The sequence below is a fragment of the Paenibacillus sp. FSL R7-0198 genome (assembly GCF_038000415.1).
Taxonomy (GTDB): Bacteria; Bacillota; Bacilli; order Paenibacillales; family Paenibacillaceae; genus Paenibacillus.
In genome coordinates, this window is record NZ_JBBOCB010000001.1 from 557,309 (window position 1) to 574,308 (window position 17,000).

At 44.8% G+C, this 17,000-nt stretch carries 11 protein-coding genes; 2 read left to right on the forward strand and 9 right to left on the reverse strand.

The window, feature by feature from the left end; genetic code table 11:
* Positions 1-208: 208 nt before the first annotated feature.
* The 3 genes from MKY87_RS02215 to MKY87_RS02225 form a co-directional block, all read right to left on the reverse strand.
* Positions 209-1,171 (reverse strand): ABC transporter substrate-binding protein, encoded by a 963-nt coding sequence (locus MKY87_RS02215; RefSeq protein WP_340962729.1) that lies wholly within the window; start codon positions 1,169-1,171, stop codon positions 209-211.
* 84 nt (positions 1,172-1,255) lie between these two features.
* Positions 1,256-3,004 carry an ABC transporter ATP-binding protein gene (locus MKY87_RS02220; RefSeq protein ID WP_340962731.1) on the reverse strand — a complete coding sequence of 583 codons (1,749 nt, stop codon included), beginning with the start codon at positions 3,002-3,004 and terminating at the stop codon, positions 1,256-1,258.
* Positions 3,001-4,800, reverse strand: a complete 1,800-nt coding sequence (locus MKY87_RS02225; RefSeq protein WP_340962733.1) for an ABC transporter ATP-binding protein — start codon at positions 4,798-4,800, stop codon at positions 3,001-3,003. The genes MKY87_RS02220 and MKY87_RS02225 overlap by 4 nt, the downstream gene beginning before the upstream one ends.
* Before the next feature lie 430 nt (positions 4,801-5,230).
* Between MKY87_RS02225 and MKY87_RS02230 the strand changes: the two genes are divergently transcribed.
* Both MKY87_RS02230 and MKY87_RS02235 read left to right on the forward strand, forming a co-directional pair.
* Positions 5,231-5,788 carry a helix-turn-helix domain-containing protein gene (locus MKY87_RS02230; RefSeq protein WP_036673696.1) on the forward strand — a complete coding sequence of 186 codons (558 nt, stop codon included), beginning with the start codon at positions 5,231-5,233 and terminating at the stop codon, positions 5,786-5,788.
* 54 nt (positions 5,789-5,842) lie between these two features.
* Positions 5,843-6,316, forward strand: a complete 474-nt coding sequence (locus tag MKY87_RS02235) for a YbaK/EbsC family protein (RefSeq protein WP_076317716.1) — start codon at positions 5,843-5,845, stop codon at positions 6,314-6,316.
* A 154-nt stretch (positions 6,317-6,470) separates the two neighbouring features.
* Here MKY87_RS02235 and MKY87_RS02240 read toward each other — a convergent pair whose 3' ends face one another.
* The 6 genes from MKY87_RS02240 to MKY87_RS02265 form a co-directional block, all read right to left on the reverse strand.
* Positions 6,471-8,978, reverse strand: coding sequence for a WG repeat-containing protein (locus MKY87_RS02240; protein WP_133385084.1), 2,508 nt, complete (start codon positions 8,976-8,978; stop codon positions 6,471-6,473).
* A 172-nt stretch (positions 8,979-9,150) separates the two neighbouring features.
* Positions 9,151-10,557 carry a DUF4179 domain-containing protein gene (locus MKY87_RS02245; RefSeq protein ID WP_133385085.1) on the reverse strand — a complete coding sequence of 469 codons (1,407 nt, stop codon included), beginning with the start codon at positions 10,555-10,557 and terminating at the stop codon, positions 9,151-9,153.
* Between the two features lie 13 nt (positions 10,558-10,570).
* Positions 10,571-11,143, reverse strand: a complete 573-nt coding sequence (locus MKY87_RS02250) for a sigma-70 family RNA polymerase sigma factor (RefSeq protein ID WP_133385086.1) — start codon at positions 11,141-11,143, stop codon at positions 10,571-10,573.
* Positions 11,144-11,337: 194 nt separating this feature from the next.
* Positions 11,338-11,595: a hypothetical protein gene (locus tag MKY87_RS02255; protein WP_249912562.1), complete on the reverse strand. Its 258-nt coding sequence runs from the start codon at positions 11,593-11,595 to the stop codon at positions 11,338-11,340.
* Positions 11,596-11,602: 7 nt separating this feature from the next.
* Complete coding sequence (locus tag MKY87_RS02260) at positions 11,603-13,435, reverse strand: hypothetical protein (protein ID WP_340962736.1); 1,833 nt, start codon at positions 13,433-13,435, stop codon at positions 11,603-11,605.
* Positions 13,436-13,439: 4 nt separating this feature from the next.
* Positions 13,440-16,997: a DUF4132 domain-containing protein gene (locus MKY87_RS02265; protein WP_340962737.1), complete on the reverse strand. Its 3,558-nt coding sequence runs from the start codon at positions 16,995-16,997 to the stop codon at positions 13,440-13,442.
* Between the last annotated feature and the right edge of the window lie 3 nt (positions 16,998-17,000).

Genomic DNA, 17,000 nt, shown 5'->3' on the forward strand with positions numbered 1-17,000 from the left:
TGCCGTTAAGCTTATACCGATAAATATAAATGCTAATACCATGTACCGTTGAACTGCGTTCACCAACATTAGATCACCCCTATGTCTAAACGTAGCCAGAACCGCTCAAGTTACATGATTTCGAACAAATTACACAATCACACATAGGCGCCATTAGTTCTGTTGAATGTTAAAGTTAATCCATAGTCAATACTCTAATCCACCTACTTTACTTTTGACCTTCCAGAATCATCGTACCCAAACGGTCCATAAGCTCCATTCTCCCCATCGCTGTGTACGAATAATTATAATTATCGACATTGGAGATTTTATAGATTTTTCCATTTTTCACTGCGTTCATGTTATTCCACACTTTGCTATCGACCATCTTGTTCTCACTATTCTCCATCAGCAACAGGCGATCCGGATTGACCGAAACCAGGGCCTCCAGTGCGATCTGTTTGCCGCCCCAGCCCTCTGGATCAGGGATACCCTCTGTGCGCTTCTGGCCCCATTCACCGTATAACATCTCAGCTGCCCCTTTATTGGAATAGATGACCAGGTTGTTTGGATATGTCTCAATTACGGCAAAGGATTCACCATGTACAGCCGCCTCCAGCTTTTGTTTCCAATCTGCAGATTTCGCATCATACTTGGCCAGATATTCATCTTTCTTGCTTTCTTCTCCAAACGTATCTGCCAAGAATGTCAGACGTTCTCTCCAATCATAGTAGGAGTATGGCAATGCAATTGTAGGTGCAATTTTGGATAAAGTTTCATACTGATCCGTGTTAAAATCCTTTCCCAGAATAATCAGATCCGGATTGGCCCCCGCTATTGCTTCAATGCTGAACGGTGAACCATACCAGCCCAGATTAACAGTATCTGCACTCAGCTGATCCTTAATGGTTGGTGTGATTTCCTCCGGGTTACCGTAATCCGCGCTCATCGTTGCAACAGGTGTTTTCCCAATGATCAGTAGCTCTTCAGTAGAGCCGGATAGATCAACAATGCGCTCTGGATTCAAAGGGATCGTAATCTCTTCTCCATTTGGGTTGGTAATCAATTTGGTCGTTGCTTGTGCTGTTCCCTCTGAGGAGGTGGCCACTTCACTGGTGGTCTGATTCGTTCCACAGGCCGCCAAGGTGAGCATACAGCATAGTGCAATCCATATAGGAATTCGTTTAAACATCGTTGTCATTCTCCTTTTATGTCAGTTCATTAGCCACATCAGGCTTATTTGCTTCAGTTACTTTATCTATCTCAACGAACTCATTTATCCGTTCACTTTTACCTGCCAGCCTTCCGCATTCTGTTGTAATTGCCACAACCGAGCGTAGATGCCTGAGTGATCTAACAAATGCGCATGAGTTCCTTGCTCTACGAGCTGACCATGGTCCAATACAAGGATCTGATCGGCATTCTGAATGGTCTTTAATCGATGCGCAATCAAAATAACCGTCTTGTCCGCGACTAGCTCATTAATCGCTTGCTGCACCGCGGCTTCGTTCTCCGGATCAAGTGAAGCGGTGGCTTCGTCAAGCAATACGATCGATGCATTTTTTAACAAGGCACGTGCAATGGAAATACGCTGTTTCTCCCCACCAGATAACGTCGATCCACCCTCGCCAACGAGCGTATCATACCCTTGAGGCAGACTGGAGATAAACTCATGACAACAAGCTCTGCGTGCTGCCTCCTCAATCTCGAATTGCGTAGCGTCTTTCTTTCCTACACGAATGTTGTTGCCGATTGTATCCTGGAACAGATACACGTCCTGGAAGACCACAGAGATATCCTGCAACAGTTTCTCGGGGTCCATCTGATCAACGGGTCTGCCACCAATGCGAATGGTTCCTTGCTGTACATCCCAGAAACGTGCAATGAGACGTGTGACAGTACTCTTACCACTACCGGATGGACCAACCAAGGCAGTAATCGTATGTGGCTCAATCGTAAACGACAAGTCTTTCAACACCGGCTTCTGATCATCATATCCAAAGGTCACCCGGTCGAATGAAATCGCCTGATTTGGTTGTACATCTCCCGTTCCTGCCATCGGGGCCTCCTGCTGCACATCCATAATGCGTCTAGCACTATACGCAGAATACCGCATCTCCCCATAACTCATCAGTACAACCGTTAGCGGTTCGAATACCTTTGTGCCTACCAGCAAAAATAACAGAAATACCGGTAACGACAACTCTCCGCCTGCAAGCAAATAACTGCCCACGAGAATCATCCACGTCATACCTGATCGTGCAAGCAACATCGCGCCCATAATCATTGGTCCCATAATGCCTTCCAACCGAATGGAAGCGGATTTCAATTCGTCAAAAGAACGACGCAGCCGTTCAAAACGTTTGCCCCCCATATTGTGGGCCTTAATCTCACGAATGCCGCTCAGATACTCCTGCAGCCGACTGGCGGCTTCGTTTTTGGCTCGAACATGGTTCTCACTCAGTCGTGCCTGAATCGAATCCGTAAGCCATAGCAGAGCCACACCTAAAGGAACCGCAATAAACATGGCTACGGCCATTCTCCAATCCACCAACAGAAGTCCGCCAAAAGCGAGTACCGGAAGCACAATCGCGCTGATCAGCTGCGACAGATTGTGAGAGATCGTATGCTCGACCTGACCATAATCACTCAAGATCAGGTTCGTCAGATCTCCAGGATCACGTTTCCCGAAAAATCCTAACGACAGATGGCGAATATGTTCTGCCAGCTTCAATCTTCCTGAGGCCGCGAGGCTGTATGCTGCCCGATAGGTCTTGTCATAGAGTGAGGCGTAAGCCGCATACTCCACCAGAATCCAGACAAACAAGATGCAGCATACAATCCACATTCGGTTGATATCCAATCCTTTGTCCGGATCAGCGAAAGACTTATAGATCGTATTGAATATGTCCACAAGCAGCGCCGCAGGAACAATCTTTGCAATCCCGTCCAGAATCGCTGCAATTACCGAAGGAAGCAGACTACGCGGGTTACCGCCAGATATATTGTATAGATAATTCTTCATCGCACTGTACCTCCAAGCTTCCAGGAAGCCGCACTGATATGGGCCTGCCACATGTGCTCATATACTCCGCCTATTGCACGCAATTGATCATGTGTCCCACGCTCGGCAATCGTTCCCTTGCGGATCACGAGTATTTGCTCGGCTGCACGAATCGTTGTTAGACGATGAGCAATAATCAGGACTGTTTTGCCTTGAACCAGTTGGGCTAGACCTTGCTGGATCTTGTGCTCATTCTCTGCATCTGCGTAGGCCGTCGCTTCATCCAGGACCAAAATGGGCGCATTTTTGAGCAACGCCCGTGCAATCGCAATTCGCTGTGCTTCACCGCCGGACAGGTACGTGCCACCTTCTCCGATCTTGGTGTCATATCCAGAATCCAGCTTCTCAATAAACTCATGACAGCAAGCAGTTTGAGCCACCGCTATAACGTCCTGTAATGAAGCTGATGTATTGCCCATCCGAATATTTTCTTCAATCGTATCGTAGAACAGATGTACATCCTGAAATACAAAGGACACGGTATCCATCAGTTTCTCCGTACCCATCTCCTGAATCGGAATACCACCAATCGTAATCTCACCTTCCTGTACATCCCAGAAACGAAGCAATAGATTCGCAATGGTTGATTTTCCTCCACCAGAAGGTCCGACAAGTGCGGTCATCTCTCCTGCCTTGGCTACAAAATCAATCTGTTCAAGTACGGGTTTATATGCTTCGCTCTCCTTACGCTCATAAGCAAACGATACCTGACGAAAGGCAACCTCATATGTATCCGGAACTTTAGGCAATTCAGGTTCTTGTACAATCGGCTCGGCAAACACCGATTCAATCCGTTTCTGTCCTTCCACAATCTCTCGCATCCCACTACCCAGATACATTAACTTCAATAACGGAGCAGATAGACTCGGGGTAATGATCAGAAACAGAATAAACGTGATCGCAAACGACTGATTGCCCGCATTTCCACTCGACAGCAGAATACCCACCGGAACGATGAAGGTAAATAACGAGATCATGATCACAAAAAACAGCCCGTAAGATGTTTTACAAAGATCTGTTATTCTCAACGAAATATCCCGATAACGCGTCACCGCCTGTTTAAAAGTCAGAAACGAATCGGCTGTTATCCCAAATACTTTCACCGCTGGCATACCTCTCACGTATTCAACACCCGTCGCATTCATCTCTTCAATGGCCAGTTGAAAATCACGATAAGCCTGACGGCCGCGTTCACTGCGAAAAATACGACTTTGCAGCCAGAACCCGATTCCGATCGGGACCAACAGCGTCAGCGCCATACGATAATCGAGCCAAAATAAGTATCCCAGCAGCATCAGTGGAATGACAATCGCACTGACCAGATCCGGCAACTGATGGGCGATAAATTTCTCAATTTTTTCCACACTGACTTCGATGATCTTCTTCAGCTCACCGGTTGCCGTCCGGGTGTGATACCCCATGGGTACTTTGGCAACATGTTCCGCAAGTCTCACTCTGAGCTGGTACAAAATGTTGAACGCAGCGATGTGTGAGCACATCCCCCCGATATAGAGCGCAATAAGCCCTCCAATCAGGGCTACAAATGCGACGATCCCCCAATAGATCAACAGATCTCTGTCCATAGCAGAGGGTTGCCCCGCATGTGTTAGCAGTTCCTCGACGATCTTGTACACCCCGACAAAAGGAACAATCTGCAATAGACTCGACAGGGTCGAGAAGATACTTGCTGTAATCAGCAGACCTTTGCGCTCCTTCGTTACTTGCATTAGTCCGGACACTTCAGATGTGTTGTTCATCTCATCCCTCCTGATATTAATAATCATTCTCAATATAGCGCAGTGTTATATACGCACATTAATATCTCATAGAGCCCTGAATGATCACTACCTCTTCACGGAGCAATAATACCTCTTCACGGATTATTGTTGTCTCACAGCATCTTATAAGCCCTATTGGGCATATGACCTCGTCGCGTAACTTGAGAATGACTGGTGAAGTATTACATTCTCGCCAAGCAAAAGAAGTGTTGTTGGAGAAAGTTTTCGTTTTTTTATTGTATAGACAAATATGACTTCTTTGATCTGTAACTCCCGTAATATTTTCCATTTAGTATGGATAAATATGTGAAGGAGTTACTTACATCATTTAACTGTCGCCTATTGAATTCAACTGTTAGTATGTTATATTATATTTTAACATGTTATAACATACAAAAGGAGTGATGTAATGCAATCGCCAGTATTAACTATTGGAGAACGGTTAAAAGAAATACGAGCAACGAGAAATCTTACACTTGAAGATGTTTCTAAACTTACTGATGTAAGTAAGCCTATGCTTGGACAGATTGAAAGAGGACAGTCTTCACCAACGATTACAACTCTTTGGAAAATCGCAGTGGGCTTAAAAGTTCCTTTATCTTTATTATTGGAAGAGCTAGAAGATGAGTGCAATGTGGTTGATACACGGTCCAAAGACGCTATCATTGAAAATGATGGAAAAATGAGAGCATTTCCTGTTTTTCCTTTTGACCCTACCCGTAACGTTGAAATATTTTATATCGAATTTGATCCTGGATGTCACCATCCATCTGAAAGGCACCTTGATGGTGTGGAAGAATATGTTTTTGTGGTACAAGGTATGTTAGAGCTGGTAGTCAACACAAAAAAAATTGTTCTAAAAGAAAATCAAGCACTCCGCTTTCGTGCTAATGTTTTTCATTCCTATAATAATCCCTATCAAGAACCATGTGTCATTTACAACATGATTTTTTATCCAAGAACATAGGCAAGTTTCATCTATGATCTTCTAGAAAATATTTTAAAATGAGGTGTGATGATTATGGCAATTGAAAAAGTAAAAGATTTTTTTAAACAATATGGTATGGATTCTCAAATTAACGAATTTGAAGTTTCTAGTGCAACCGTGGATTTGGCTGCATCTGCATTAGGTTGTGAGCCAGAGAGAATCGCAAAAACACTTTCTTTTATGGTGAATGGACAAGCTGTTTTAGTAGTTGCTGCCGGGGATGCAAAAGTGGATAACAAAAAATTCAAAGAGTATTTCAAAACAAAAGCAAAAATGCTTTCTCCTGATGAAGCCATTGATATGGTTGGTCATGCCATTGGAGGTGTTTGTCCATTTGCTATTAAAAATGATGTTTCTGTTTATCTAGACATATCTCTAAAACGTTTTGACACAATCTATCCAGCTTGCGGGAGTAGCAATAGTGCTATTGAACTTACAATAAAACAATTAGAAAAATACTCTAGTTATTCAGAGTGGATTGATGTATGTAAAGGATGGAATGATTGATTTATAGTAGTTCTATATGGGGTAGCGCCAACATTTTGACTGTTTTATACGCTAAGTATTAGCGGACAGTTGCTTAAAGCAGGAAAAATTCGCTGTCTTTGCGCCTTAACGTCCTTAGCGTATATTTTCGTTAAAATGTTGGCGGTACCCTCAATCAACCATGAAAAGCTCTCCAGAACGAACCCTCTGTATTAATAATATCCTTGATCTGGACAAAAGGAATCGTAAACGTTGGAAACCCTGCCGCATAGGGTGCGATATCATATGGGTTAAAGTAGAGATGCAGAGCATCCGCTGTGACAAAAAACGGTTGATCCGCACTAATCCCCGTATAGGTGTCCGGAAACACATACGAGTATTGAGGATCATTTTTGATCTGATCCCCCACAATCTGGCTTAACACTTTTACGTAGTCACTATTCGGTTTAAATAAATCCTTCAGCTCATACAACTGACCATTCGTCAGATTAATGATCGCATAGATCATCGTAGGCATACCATGCGCTGCACCCGCCGGGTAGTTATAACCTGTGAGTTGCAGTTGTAGCAATTGCTGCTGATAAAACGTAATATCAAAATCACCTGTATACGTATAATCTAGCTGCTGATCCGCAGGGATCGGTTTAACCTGGGAGAGTTGCTTCAACTTGGCATTTAGCGCAATTTGCTCCGCTTGGTTCGTTAATCCCTCCACCTGCGGATAATATACGAGATAGTCCCTGTTCGGTTTGTATTTCTCTTCGCGTACACGGTACGGTGGATGAAGTGGAACGATTGTATTTTGCCGCCAGATGATCTGTCCGGCCCGATTCACATACGATAAGCGCTGGTCTACATAGGCCTTAATCAGATCTGGTGCCACGACCTCCAGCATTCCCGAACCTTCTACATGTGGATACCCAGCGGCAGGTCTTCCACTCAAATCCAGCAGATAGGTCTGTCTGCCATCCGATGCGGAAGCAAGGCCGTTTTTGTAATTGCCCACTTCGCGATATAGGAACTCCGTAAGTCTTCTGCCATTGGTATCTGCAATCGCGTATACAGAGCCAATATACGGCTGCTCCGGATTAATTGCTTGCCCCAGCGCATAACGATGCTCGCCTAGTTCGCGGATGTCATTATACGCGGGTTGAATGATAAACGATCCCTCCGTATTAATAACACCGTAGATCGATTTGTAGTCCTCTGCTGTATTAACAATCGCTTGCCCGCCGCTAAAAGGAAATGCCGATGAAAACTTGGGCTGAATGCGAATATTACCCCGTTCGTCGATGTACCCATATTTGCCCGAGGTTTCTTTTTGAAAAGCGAGCAGTCCATCCCCTAGTGGTCCCACATAGGCATATGGGTACGTTGCGAGCCGATGTCCATTGCGATTAATGAGTGCATATTCATTGTCCTTAATCTGCACAACCGCTTTGCCATCTTGAAAATCGTTCGCCGAAGCGAACTGTGCAGGTATCACCTCATTGCCCGACGCATCCAGATAACCATACCGACTCACCGATCCATCTGTCTGACCGGGGTTTGAATCGTAAAATAACGCTCGGCCATCCTTCATATTCGAGATATACGGGTATGCCCGTTTGGTCAGGACTGTACCTTGTTCATTAATCATCTTAAACCCTTGAGAATCAATGGTTATCGCCCGTTCTTCGGAAAAAGAATTGATGGAATCGTATACAGGTTGAACGACATACTGCCCCTGAAGATTAATAACGCCGGCACGACCATCCTTCACAACCACAGCCAATCCATTGGGCTGAAACTCTTGCGCGTCATCCAGTACCGGCTCAAGCCGAATGTGGCCTTGGGCATCCATATAGCCCCAACGCGTCCCACTCGTAGTTCGAACGGAGATTGGATACAACCATGTCGCTACCCGGGCATGGCTTACAGGGACCATCGCCTGCGTAATTTTCTTTTCCAGCTCTTGTAGTACCTCTCTGGAAGGATAAGCTTCCGGGAAACTGAGTGCCTTCTGAACGGAAGCAAGTGCTGCCGGATACTGGCCGGCATGGTACTGAGCATCCGCAAGGTAATACCAGTAAAAGATATAATCAGGATATTGCTGGGTTAGTTGCTCGTAATATTGCACCACTTTGGGATAATAGGTTGCATATACGTCCGGTGCAGGGACCCATTTCCCATTCTGCCATCGGATAATCTCCACACGATAGGCTTCACCTGTGTCATGTATCCAGAGTGCAATCTCCACTTTCCCATCTCGACCATGTGGACCAGGCATATCTATAATCTCTGCATAGCTATAGTATAGATCGTCAGGCGCCAGATCTTTGAGCCCGGATTCCGTCCACTCATATACGGCAAGCTTAGACCAAATAGAACCAATCCGCCAACCGATAATGAGATTGTTCCTTGCCGTTGAAGTTACAGGGGCTGCAGTCATTAAAGTCACCCCATACCCCAATCCCTTAATTAGTGCCATCTTGATCCAATGTCCTTGAACAAATTTCAGAATGAGCAAATACAGCTCACCATTCAACTGATAGACTGCAGCAATCTCCGGCATACCGTCACCGGTAAGATCTGCCGCATAGATCGCTGGATGTTGAACAGGTTTATCAATAGTGACGACCGTTGCACCAGCCGGAATATGTTGATTCACAATTTGCGTTAACAGCGGTTCGCTCATGGACATCTCAGTTTCCTCCCTTATGACCGCATTCGCCTAATGGTATGCGTCATAAATCGGGATATGACATGTAATTCATTTTATATAAGTTGAACTAAAGAATATTCATGCTTACCACTCTGATGACAGAACAAACTTCCGATCGCACTTATCCACCGATTTTTAATTCACTTTTTAATTATTCATCTTGTAAAGTTACTCTCTCCCCATTGATTAGCAGGTAGCTCACATCATTCACCGGAATGGTCTTAGGGGATATCCACTTAATGATATCCTGATCCAGCTGGAGGAAACCGGATGCGCCAGACAACTTTGTACCATCCTTCAGGTGAACTTCAATACTCAAGTCCTCCACCCGAATCTTGCTCAGTGCCTCACCTCTAAGCGTGACGCCAACCGAGGAAAGAGTTACATTTGCCTGTAAGCCTCCTCTTGCATCAAGCTGAATGTTTCCCGTTTTACTCAAAGTATTTTGACTCAAGTTAAAGGTCGTTTTCCAATTCCCTTGTATAACTTCACTAATACTCGTAAAGCTGCCTTGAAGTCTCAGTTTATCTAATTCGTTAACAGCGGACAGATCATACACAAACTCCTCATAATCTCCTCCATACCCGACCCCATCTTTCATATAATGTCCATAGCTAACGGAATATTCAGGTATATCGAGTTTTTGACCTTGCTCATCCGTGAAGTAGAAATATCCATGATTATACTCGCCTATCTCATTATTCGGATTAATCTGAATGTGTAACTTGCCCTCCACAAAACCTATATTGGAAATATGCATCCAATCAATACCCTCAACAGGGATATTCGTTACATCCTGATGCAATACCGGAATTGGATCGGTTTCCAATTGAATATCGGTTTTACCTCCCAAGCCACTTATACGATCTTGATCCAGGATTTCATAACTATTGTTTTGCTTTTCTTGTAACACCTGCTTCCAGTCCACTTGTACGTTGTAACCATCTTGTCGAGATGCACCCGACATCAGCGTATTGATCTGAACGGTAATCCGATTTTTACTGACTTTTCCTTGAATGAGGAATCGGACAATAGCCGTTTTGTTAGCATCATCATAATGAACAATCTGAGCGTTGTTTGCATTACCTCCGGTTACCCTGTAATCATATACGTCCAGTGTATCGTCAATGCGATGACCCGTCAGATCCGATAATGAAACATAGATTTCCGTTGTATCTCCGTCCCTGACAGCACCTATAACCTCCATTCGAATCCCTTGATCTTCACTCACCTGATGAACAGGCTGAAGAATGCCAATCCGATCTGCACCTAGAAAATGAAGAATAGAAGGCAGGTCAATGATGCCCACCGATGCAGCTGCACCTGTAACAAGACATAACGATAACGCAGCGGTTACAGGAATATAGATGGCTTTGCGATACTTTCTTCTCCTATTCATGGACTTCTTGGTCTGTGCGGATGGATATAATATAGGTGGATAAAATGATGAATCTGATCTCGTAACGGTTGGTGGTTCATTCATCGCCAATTTATCATAGAACAACTTTTTAATATTAAAGAGGTTCTGCTCAGTGAATTCTTTCTCGGATTTTCGCATTTGATCGCCTCCTTTATTTCCTGTTCATCCACCATGTCCTCAATCGTTGCCTGGAGCGATAAAGCTTGTTATGGACTTGCCTAACGTGTAGGGACAATGCTTCCGATATCTCATGGGGTCTCTGTCCTTCGTAAAACCGACGTTTCATAATCTCCCGTTCCGGTTCTGGAAAAGATTCAATCATTTGATTAAGTTCCGTATATGTCTCTTTACTGATCATCTGAACCAACAAATCATCCGTTTGCACCGAATGAATCTCCTCTTCATATGTAAGCTCAGTTCTTCGATTAAGTTTCCGGTAGCGATCAATCGCTTTATGTTTTGTGATTGTTGCAAGGTAATTTTTCAAGCTGCTTCGCCCAGATTGGAATGCATCCGGATTCTGCCAAAAAGCAAAAAATGTATCTGCTACACATTCTTCAATCTCTTCAACCGATGCATGATGTAGGATGGAATGAGCAATCTTCCATAACAAACCTGCGTAGTGGTTCATCACCCATTCCATGGCCTCAGGATCACGATTCGCTACTGCCTTCCGTATTTGTTCTTCTTCCACGATTACATGCACCCTCCCTTCCATGCTCATATGATCACGAGTGCTCGTGTTGATCCGTGCTTCCTACCTATATTCGTTTGGCAAATGACTTTTACTTACTCCTCGATAAAAAAAAGATTTGCAGTGACCCTGTGGTCTTCTGCAAATCTTCTTATATTCTATAATACATCTTATTTATTACATCATATCGCTTCATGTGCCTTCGCTTGGAATACTAACCAATATTACGCCTCTTCTTGCACACTCAATTGCACATATTGGGTGAGACGACAATACTGAAATAACAGCAACTCTTCATTACCTTGTCCAAGAGCCACGCTACGCCCTTCCTTGATGAGTTGATTCAACAACTCATGCAAGAAAGTCATCTGCAACCGCGAGGATTCCGCTGCGAGCTGCTCAAGTACCTCAATATCCCGAATCGTAAACTGAGATAACCCACGCAGCAGCAACTCTTCCGACCAGCCGTTAATTCTCTGCATAAACTGATTATATTCTTCCAAGTCTGCCCATCCTCCCATTACCGATATCCAGTTTTAGACTGAGCACCGTTTGACCCTTCAGGAAACTAATTGGGCTAATCCGTTTTGGTTCCACACGAACAAAGGCATAGAAGTGTTCAAGTGATTGAGCACCATATCCTGACTCCAGTCTTTGGATCATTGTTTGCCAATCAGTTGAATACGGGAGAGTAAGTGCCAAACGTTCTCCTTCGGCACTCTCAACCGTCAGGACAAGATCCTGCGTTTGTTTGACAAAGCTATGGTCCACGATTCGAGCAACTTTGATCACAGCCAATCGTTCTTTGGGAGCAGCAAACAAGTCGAATGTTCGCGATTCCTCTTCAAGTACAGACGTTACGTCTTGCATGGTTTTGCCCAGGTTCAACGTTTCCACACCCGTTCGTGGCAAAATCGCAAGCTTGGCACCTTCCCCGGAAGAGATCCGGCGTTCTTCATTCACTTTAACTGAATGGAATTGAACTTCTTCACCGACGAACTGGCGAAAGGTCAGATTAGGCAGCCATGGTGTGAATGCACCATAATGCTCTGTATATGAGAACTGCTGATCATCGTAATATACAGCACGTACATCGCTATAGGTGTAGATTTCCTCATCATCGAAACAATAGAAATAATAGGTGATTCCACGGAAACCGGATCGTGTCTCCCACGCATCAGCTCCCAGTCCATACAGGTGAAGTGAAGGAACCGTAAAGTATTTACTTCGAAAACTGCCAATGAGCTGACTCTGCTGAATGACAGATACCTTTTCTTCTTCAAGAACCTGGAGTGCAAGATACAGCTTGCTCACCCGATCCAACATGGATTGCATGGAGAATCGTATATGTCTGTTGAAAAACAACTGTAGTTCCCCTTGAATCCCTCGTAAACTGCGTTCTATGTCAGGCAGGTTGCCACTATGAGCTGCAATTGCCAAAGTCTCCAGTTGTGCCATAAAGGACTGAGGAAGGCGGGCCAGTCCCGTCTTCAACAATCCTGCCAGCATAATCCGACATTCCTGCACTGTCTGAAGAGAGAACTTGGCTTCGTATACCCGTCCACTTAATGCATCCCTATCATCTAGGCCTTTTAGGTTCCGATACCGTAACAACGCTTCAAGCTTGGCCATTTTCCCAGCAGTCTGTTGCACCTTACATAGTGCTTTTGCAAGGTTCGGTTCCTCAGTAAAAGACACCTCGATATTCTGGGTGGTCAGATGAACCGTAAGAAGTGAATCTTCAATGATCTTAATTTCCTCTGGGTATCTCAGTCGGAAAACAACTTCCTCAATCATGGAAGAACTATACGATTTAATTAACACGGTAAGATCAGACTCCGTCATCCAGCGGAAGCGAGACTCGATCTCACGTGACACCGTATGCGGAATTTCGCTTGGATCGTCCACATTTGATACTAAGTTTGATGCTGATTCTGTTACTGATACGTCTTTGGGTACGTCCAACGGATCATTATCCGATATCCCTGAGTCCTTATCCAGCGCATGCTTCTCGTCTGCATTCATTGAATCCTCTGCCGTATATTCCCGTTGATCATACAGAATTGCAATCAGCACATGCTTGCAGATATGATCGGCCGGGCAGGAGCATTCCCAATGATCCAGCGTATTTTCAAGCGTACATTGGGTCCCGTCACTGAGCTGACAACTCACAGATGATTCATTCCATGTGTACGTCACACTTACACCATTGTCCAACTCCTTCAAAGACCTTTTGTACAACCCCTTGTTGGCATACCGAATCAAATAATCCTCCGTACACAGCTTCGAAAAAATCCGGAATTTCTCCTTGAATCCACTCACGTCATCAACGCCCCGTTGCTCTCAGAATGTCGTAGATCGTTTCACTGAACACGCGACCTGGAACGTTGCCTATAGCAATGGGTTTGTTGTCACCATAGTAATAATATTGCTTGTTATTCGGTTTGAAGAAATGAAGGGATTCCAGGGTAATGTCATCCAATCCCTCGTAATACGTGATACTCGTACCACTGAATTGCAATTCCGCAACAAGATCTCCGTACTCTTTATAAAATTCATGATACCAGCCGCCGTCCTGAGCCGGTCCTTTGATCCAACCGTATTTCTCCAGTGCTTTGGGGAAAGCCGTTGGTGAAAAGTCAGACTCGGGCAGATGATCGTATTCATTCTTCGTCTTGTCCTCATCTTCTGGCTGGTGGATCTCACGATTCAATTGCTCAAATGGCTGCTTGATCTCGTAATCCTCCAACTGTGTTGTCCAACCTTCAAGCGTCGCCTGATCCAATTCCAGCGGGTGTATAAGTCCCACCTGCGCACCCGAAGGCAGATCAACCTCATCTTCATCCACAGAATTGAAGGTGCCATCCTCCATATAACGGAACGTGCTGATCAGAGCGCCATCCTCATACGTTCCCCAGATCAGACCAACAGCAAATTTCTGCATGATTACATTTTGTACAAACAATACTTTCCACTCATCGGCAGACCACAGACGTTGCTTGGACAATGACTCTTCCAGACGCTGCGCCTGAATGTTAACCATGGATTTGAGATCTTTTTTCAGCTGTGTGAAACGTGCCTTGGACTGCGCTGCCAAATCGGGATCATCTTTCTGTGCAGGAGCAGGCAGACTCTTCACGGATTTGCCCGTTTCTTCATTGAGTACAACGACTTGCAAGTCTCCATTTACCTTAATCAGGAAGGAACGTTCTCCGTAACTCAGCTGCATGGTTCCTTTTTCATCAAAACCAAGCGTAGTGACTAACCGATCCTCCAGTTGTTCCGAGGTAAGTCCCATATTATCGGCGGCAAGCTGCAACGCTTCTTCAGCAGCACCTTTCACCTGACGGTTTTTCACGCCACGTTTGATCTTGTCAATCGCCATTAGAGCAGATGGATCTTTCAGATAAGCGAGCACTTTTACAGCATCTGCTGCAATCGCGCCGCGGCTGTTTTCTGTCCATTCCTTAATTTGCGGAGCCAGAATATTCACAATCTGAATATCGCCAAAAAGTGCTGAAACATACATCACCCACTTTTCTTTCGCGGGGGCACCTTCTTGAATCCAGACCTGAATCAATTCACTTGCAAAACGAGCGAGCGATGCCTCACTTACGTAATCCCGTAATTCATTCAACCGTTCATTAGGACCGGATGTATGATCCAATGATTGGACCAAAGCATACTGTTTAATCCGGTCATCTAAAGGCTGATTGTCTTCAATACGTATCAGTGAAGGGAGATCTTTCAAGGACAACCAGCTCAGTCTCGACAACTTTTTGGCATCCGCCTGATCAGCGAGTGCAGCATGGGCATACTCTGGACTTAAATCTGCGGTATCCAGCAGAATTTGGATCAAGCTCTTCCACTCATCGGACTTCTCTTTCTTCAAAAGCTCACCATACAGCTCCTTGCTGTTTTCCAGACTGCGGATTGCGGTCAAAGCCATCTCTTTGATCGCCACTTTTTTCTCCGAGAGGTATACGAGCGTATACAAGTCCTGATCAGGAATTCGGTTGAATTCCGCTAACGCTACGCCATTGGCCTTCTTGGACGAATCCTGCAATCCGGCACGAATCGCTTCGGCCAATATTTTCTTCGATAACTCATCACGCTGTTCAAAGGTTATCTCCAGAATTAAAATGCGCGTATCCGTTGGCAGTTTCTTGTACTGTGTCAGTGCATAGTCCAGATTCTGCTGAATGATTCGGCGGTATTCGTCATGCGGCATGGATTTGTATCTATAGTCGGTCATGCCATTGAGTGAGATCAGGCTGGTTAGCAATTTCTCACGTTGCACCTCAGGATCTTGCCCATAACGTTGAAGCAGCTGCTCTCCACTAAACGCGTATGAATTGTACATGTCCGAGATAATATCCAGTGTCCAATCAGGATGAGTGGTCAGAATTGCGAACCTGCGCATCGCCTCCGAGTCCAAGGGCAGAAAACTAATACTAATGAGGTTGTGAACACGCTTCTTATCCCGATTCAGTTGATTAAACAACCCACGACTATTCGGGTCCTCCCAATATTCCTCAAGGGTGTTTTCCCCACTTAAGTATCTTGCAATCGCAAGTCCTTGACGTCCCCCGTCCAAAGGATGCCGAAGAGCGTTAAATACCGCTTGCTCCAGTGAGCCCTCCGCATTAGGCAATGTCAATCCTTGATCCTCCATGAATTTCTGAATGCAGAGTTTCAGGAATGGCGGTTTTATAATCTCGTATGCTCGAATCGCTTGTTCAGGACGATTCGCGATCGCGGATTGTAACATGTTCCAAGATACCGTGTACGAATTAAGCTCGTCCCGCAACATTTCAACCAACTGATAAGGCTCATCCAGAGGCACAAGTCCAGCAAGCAGATCATTTGGACTTTTTGCTCTAGGGTCCATACTCAGCAAGTAACGGCGAACTTCAAGTGGATAAATCTCATGTAATTGATGTATTGTGTGAAGCAAAACATGCCCAATCTCACTATTTGTATCAAGGAACCGTTGTTTACCTCCACTAATGTTAATCAGGTACAACAAGGCACCACTCACCAGTACCATCGTTTGATGGAATACGGTGTTTGAACATTGCTCTTTTGAAGAGAAAGACGTATTGGGATACAGCTCAGCTATGAGCCGACTGCGCTTTTCTTTGAGGAATTCATCCTTCAATTCTTGGGATGATCCGTTATGCTTTCCTTGAATATTACTGACCACTACAGGTTCAATCAACGTATGTAGCTCGTCCCGCAACTTATCTGGATCATTAGCCATCACATGTTGAAACAATACGGGTAACGATTGAGCAGAAGATTGAACCTCTGCAAGATGAGAAGCCGTGTCACTGAGTCTTGAATATAGTTGTAGCAGCATTAACGCATTGATTACATCTCGATAATCCCCCTGGGTGTCAGCCTTTTTGGAATCAAAAAGCCACTGGGCACGCTTTAATTTGCTCTTTAATTCAGCCGAAATTTCGTTCTCGCCCGCAAACTGTTTGATCTTCTCCAACCGGGACAACAACCCACCCATGCGATCAGCGCTTTTGCTCTTCCCGCTCAATCCGTAGACTTCTGAATCATTTCCCATACAGACAGTAAAAGCATCCGTTCTCCATGAACTTCTTTTGGAATAATTGGATTCCAGATATATCACAATAGCCCCGGCACGGTAAAAGATATCTCCATCGTCTTTTTTAGCGAGCTTCATGAGCAGATCAATCGTTTGATACACATAATGACTCGAATTTCCCATCATATCCGGGAACTTGTCTGTCGTTCCCAAGACATAATCAATAATTTCGGAGCTTCGATCAGTTTTTAATGAGTACTCGTTTGAACAGGTTACTGCGAATTTCTCCACCAAAGTTTCAACTGCGCGGTCTGCTGTAAGCATTAC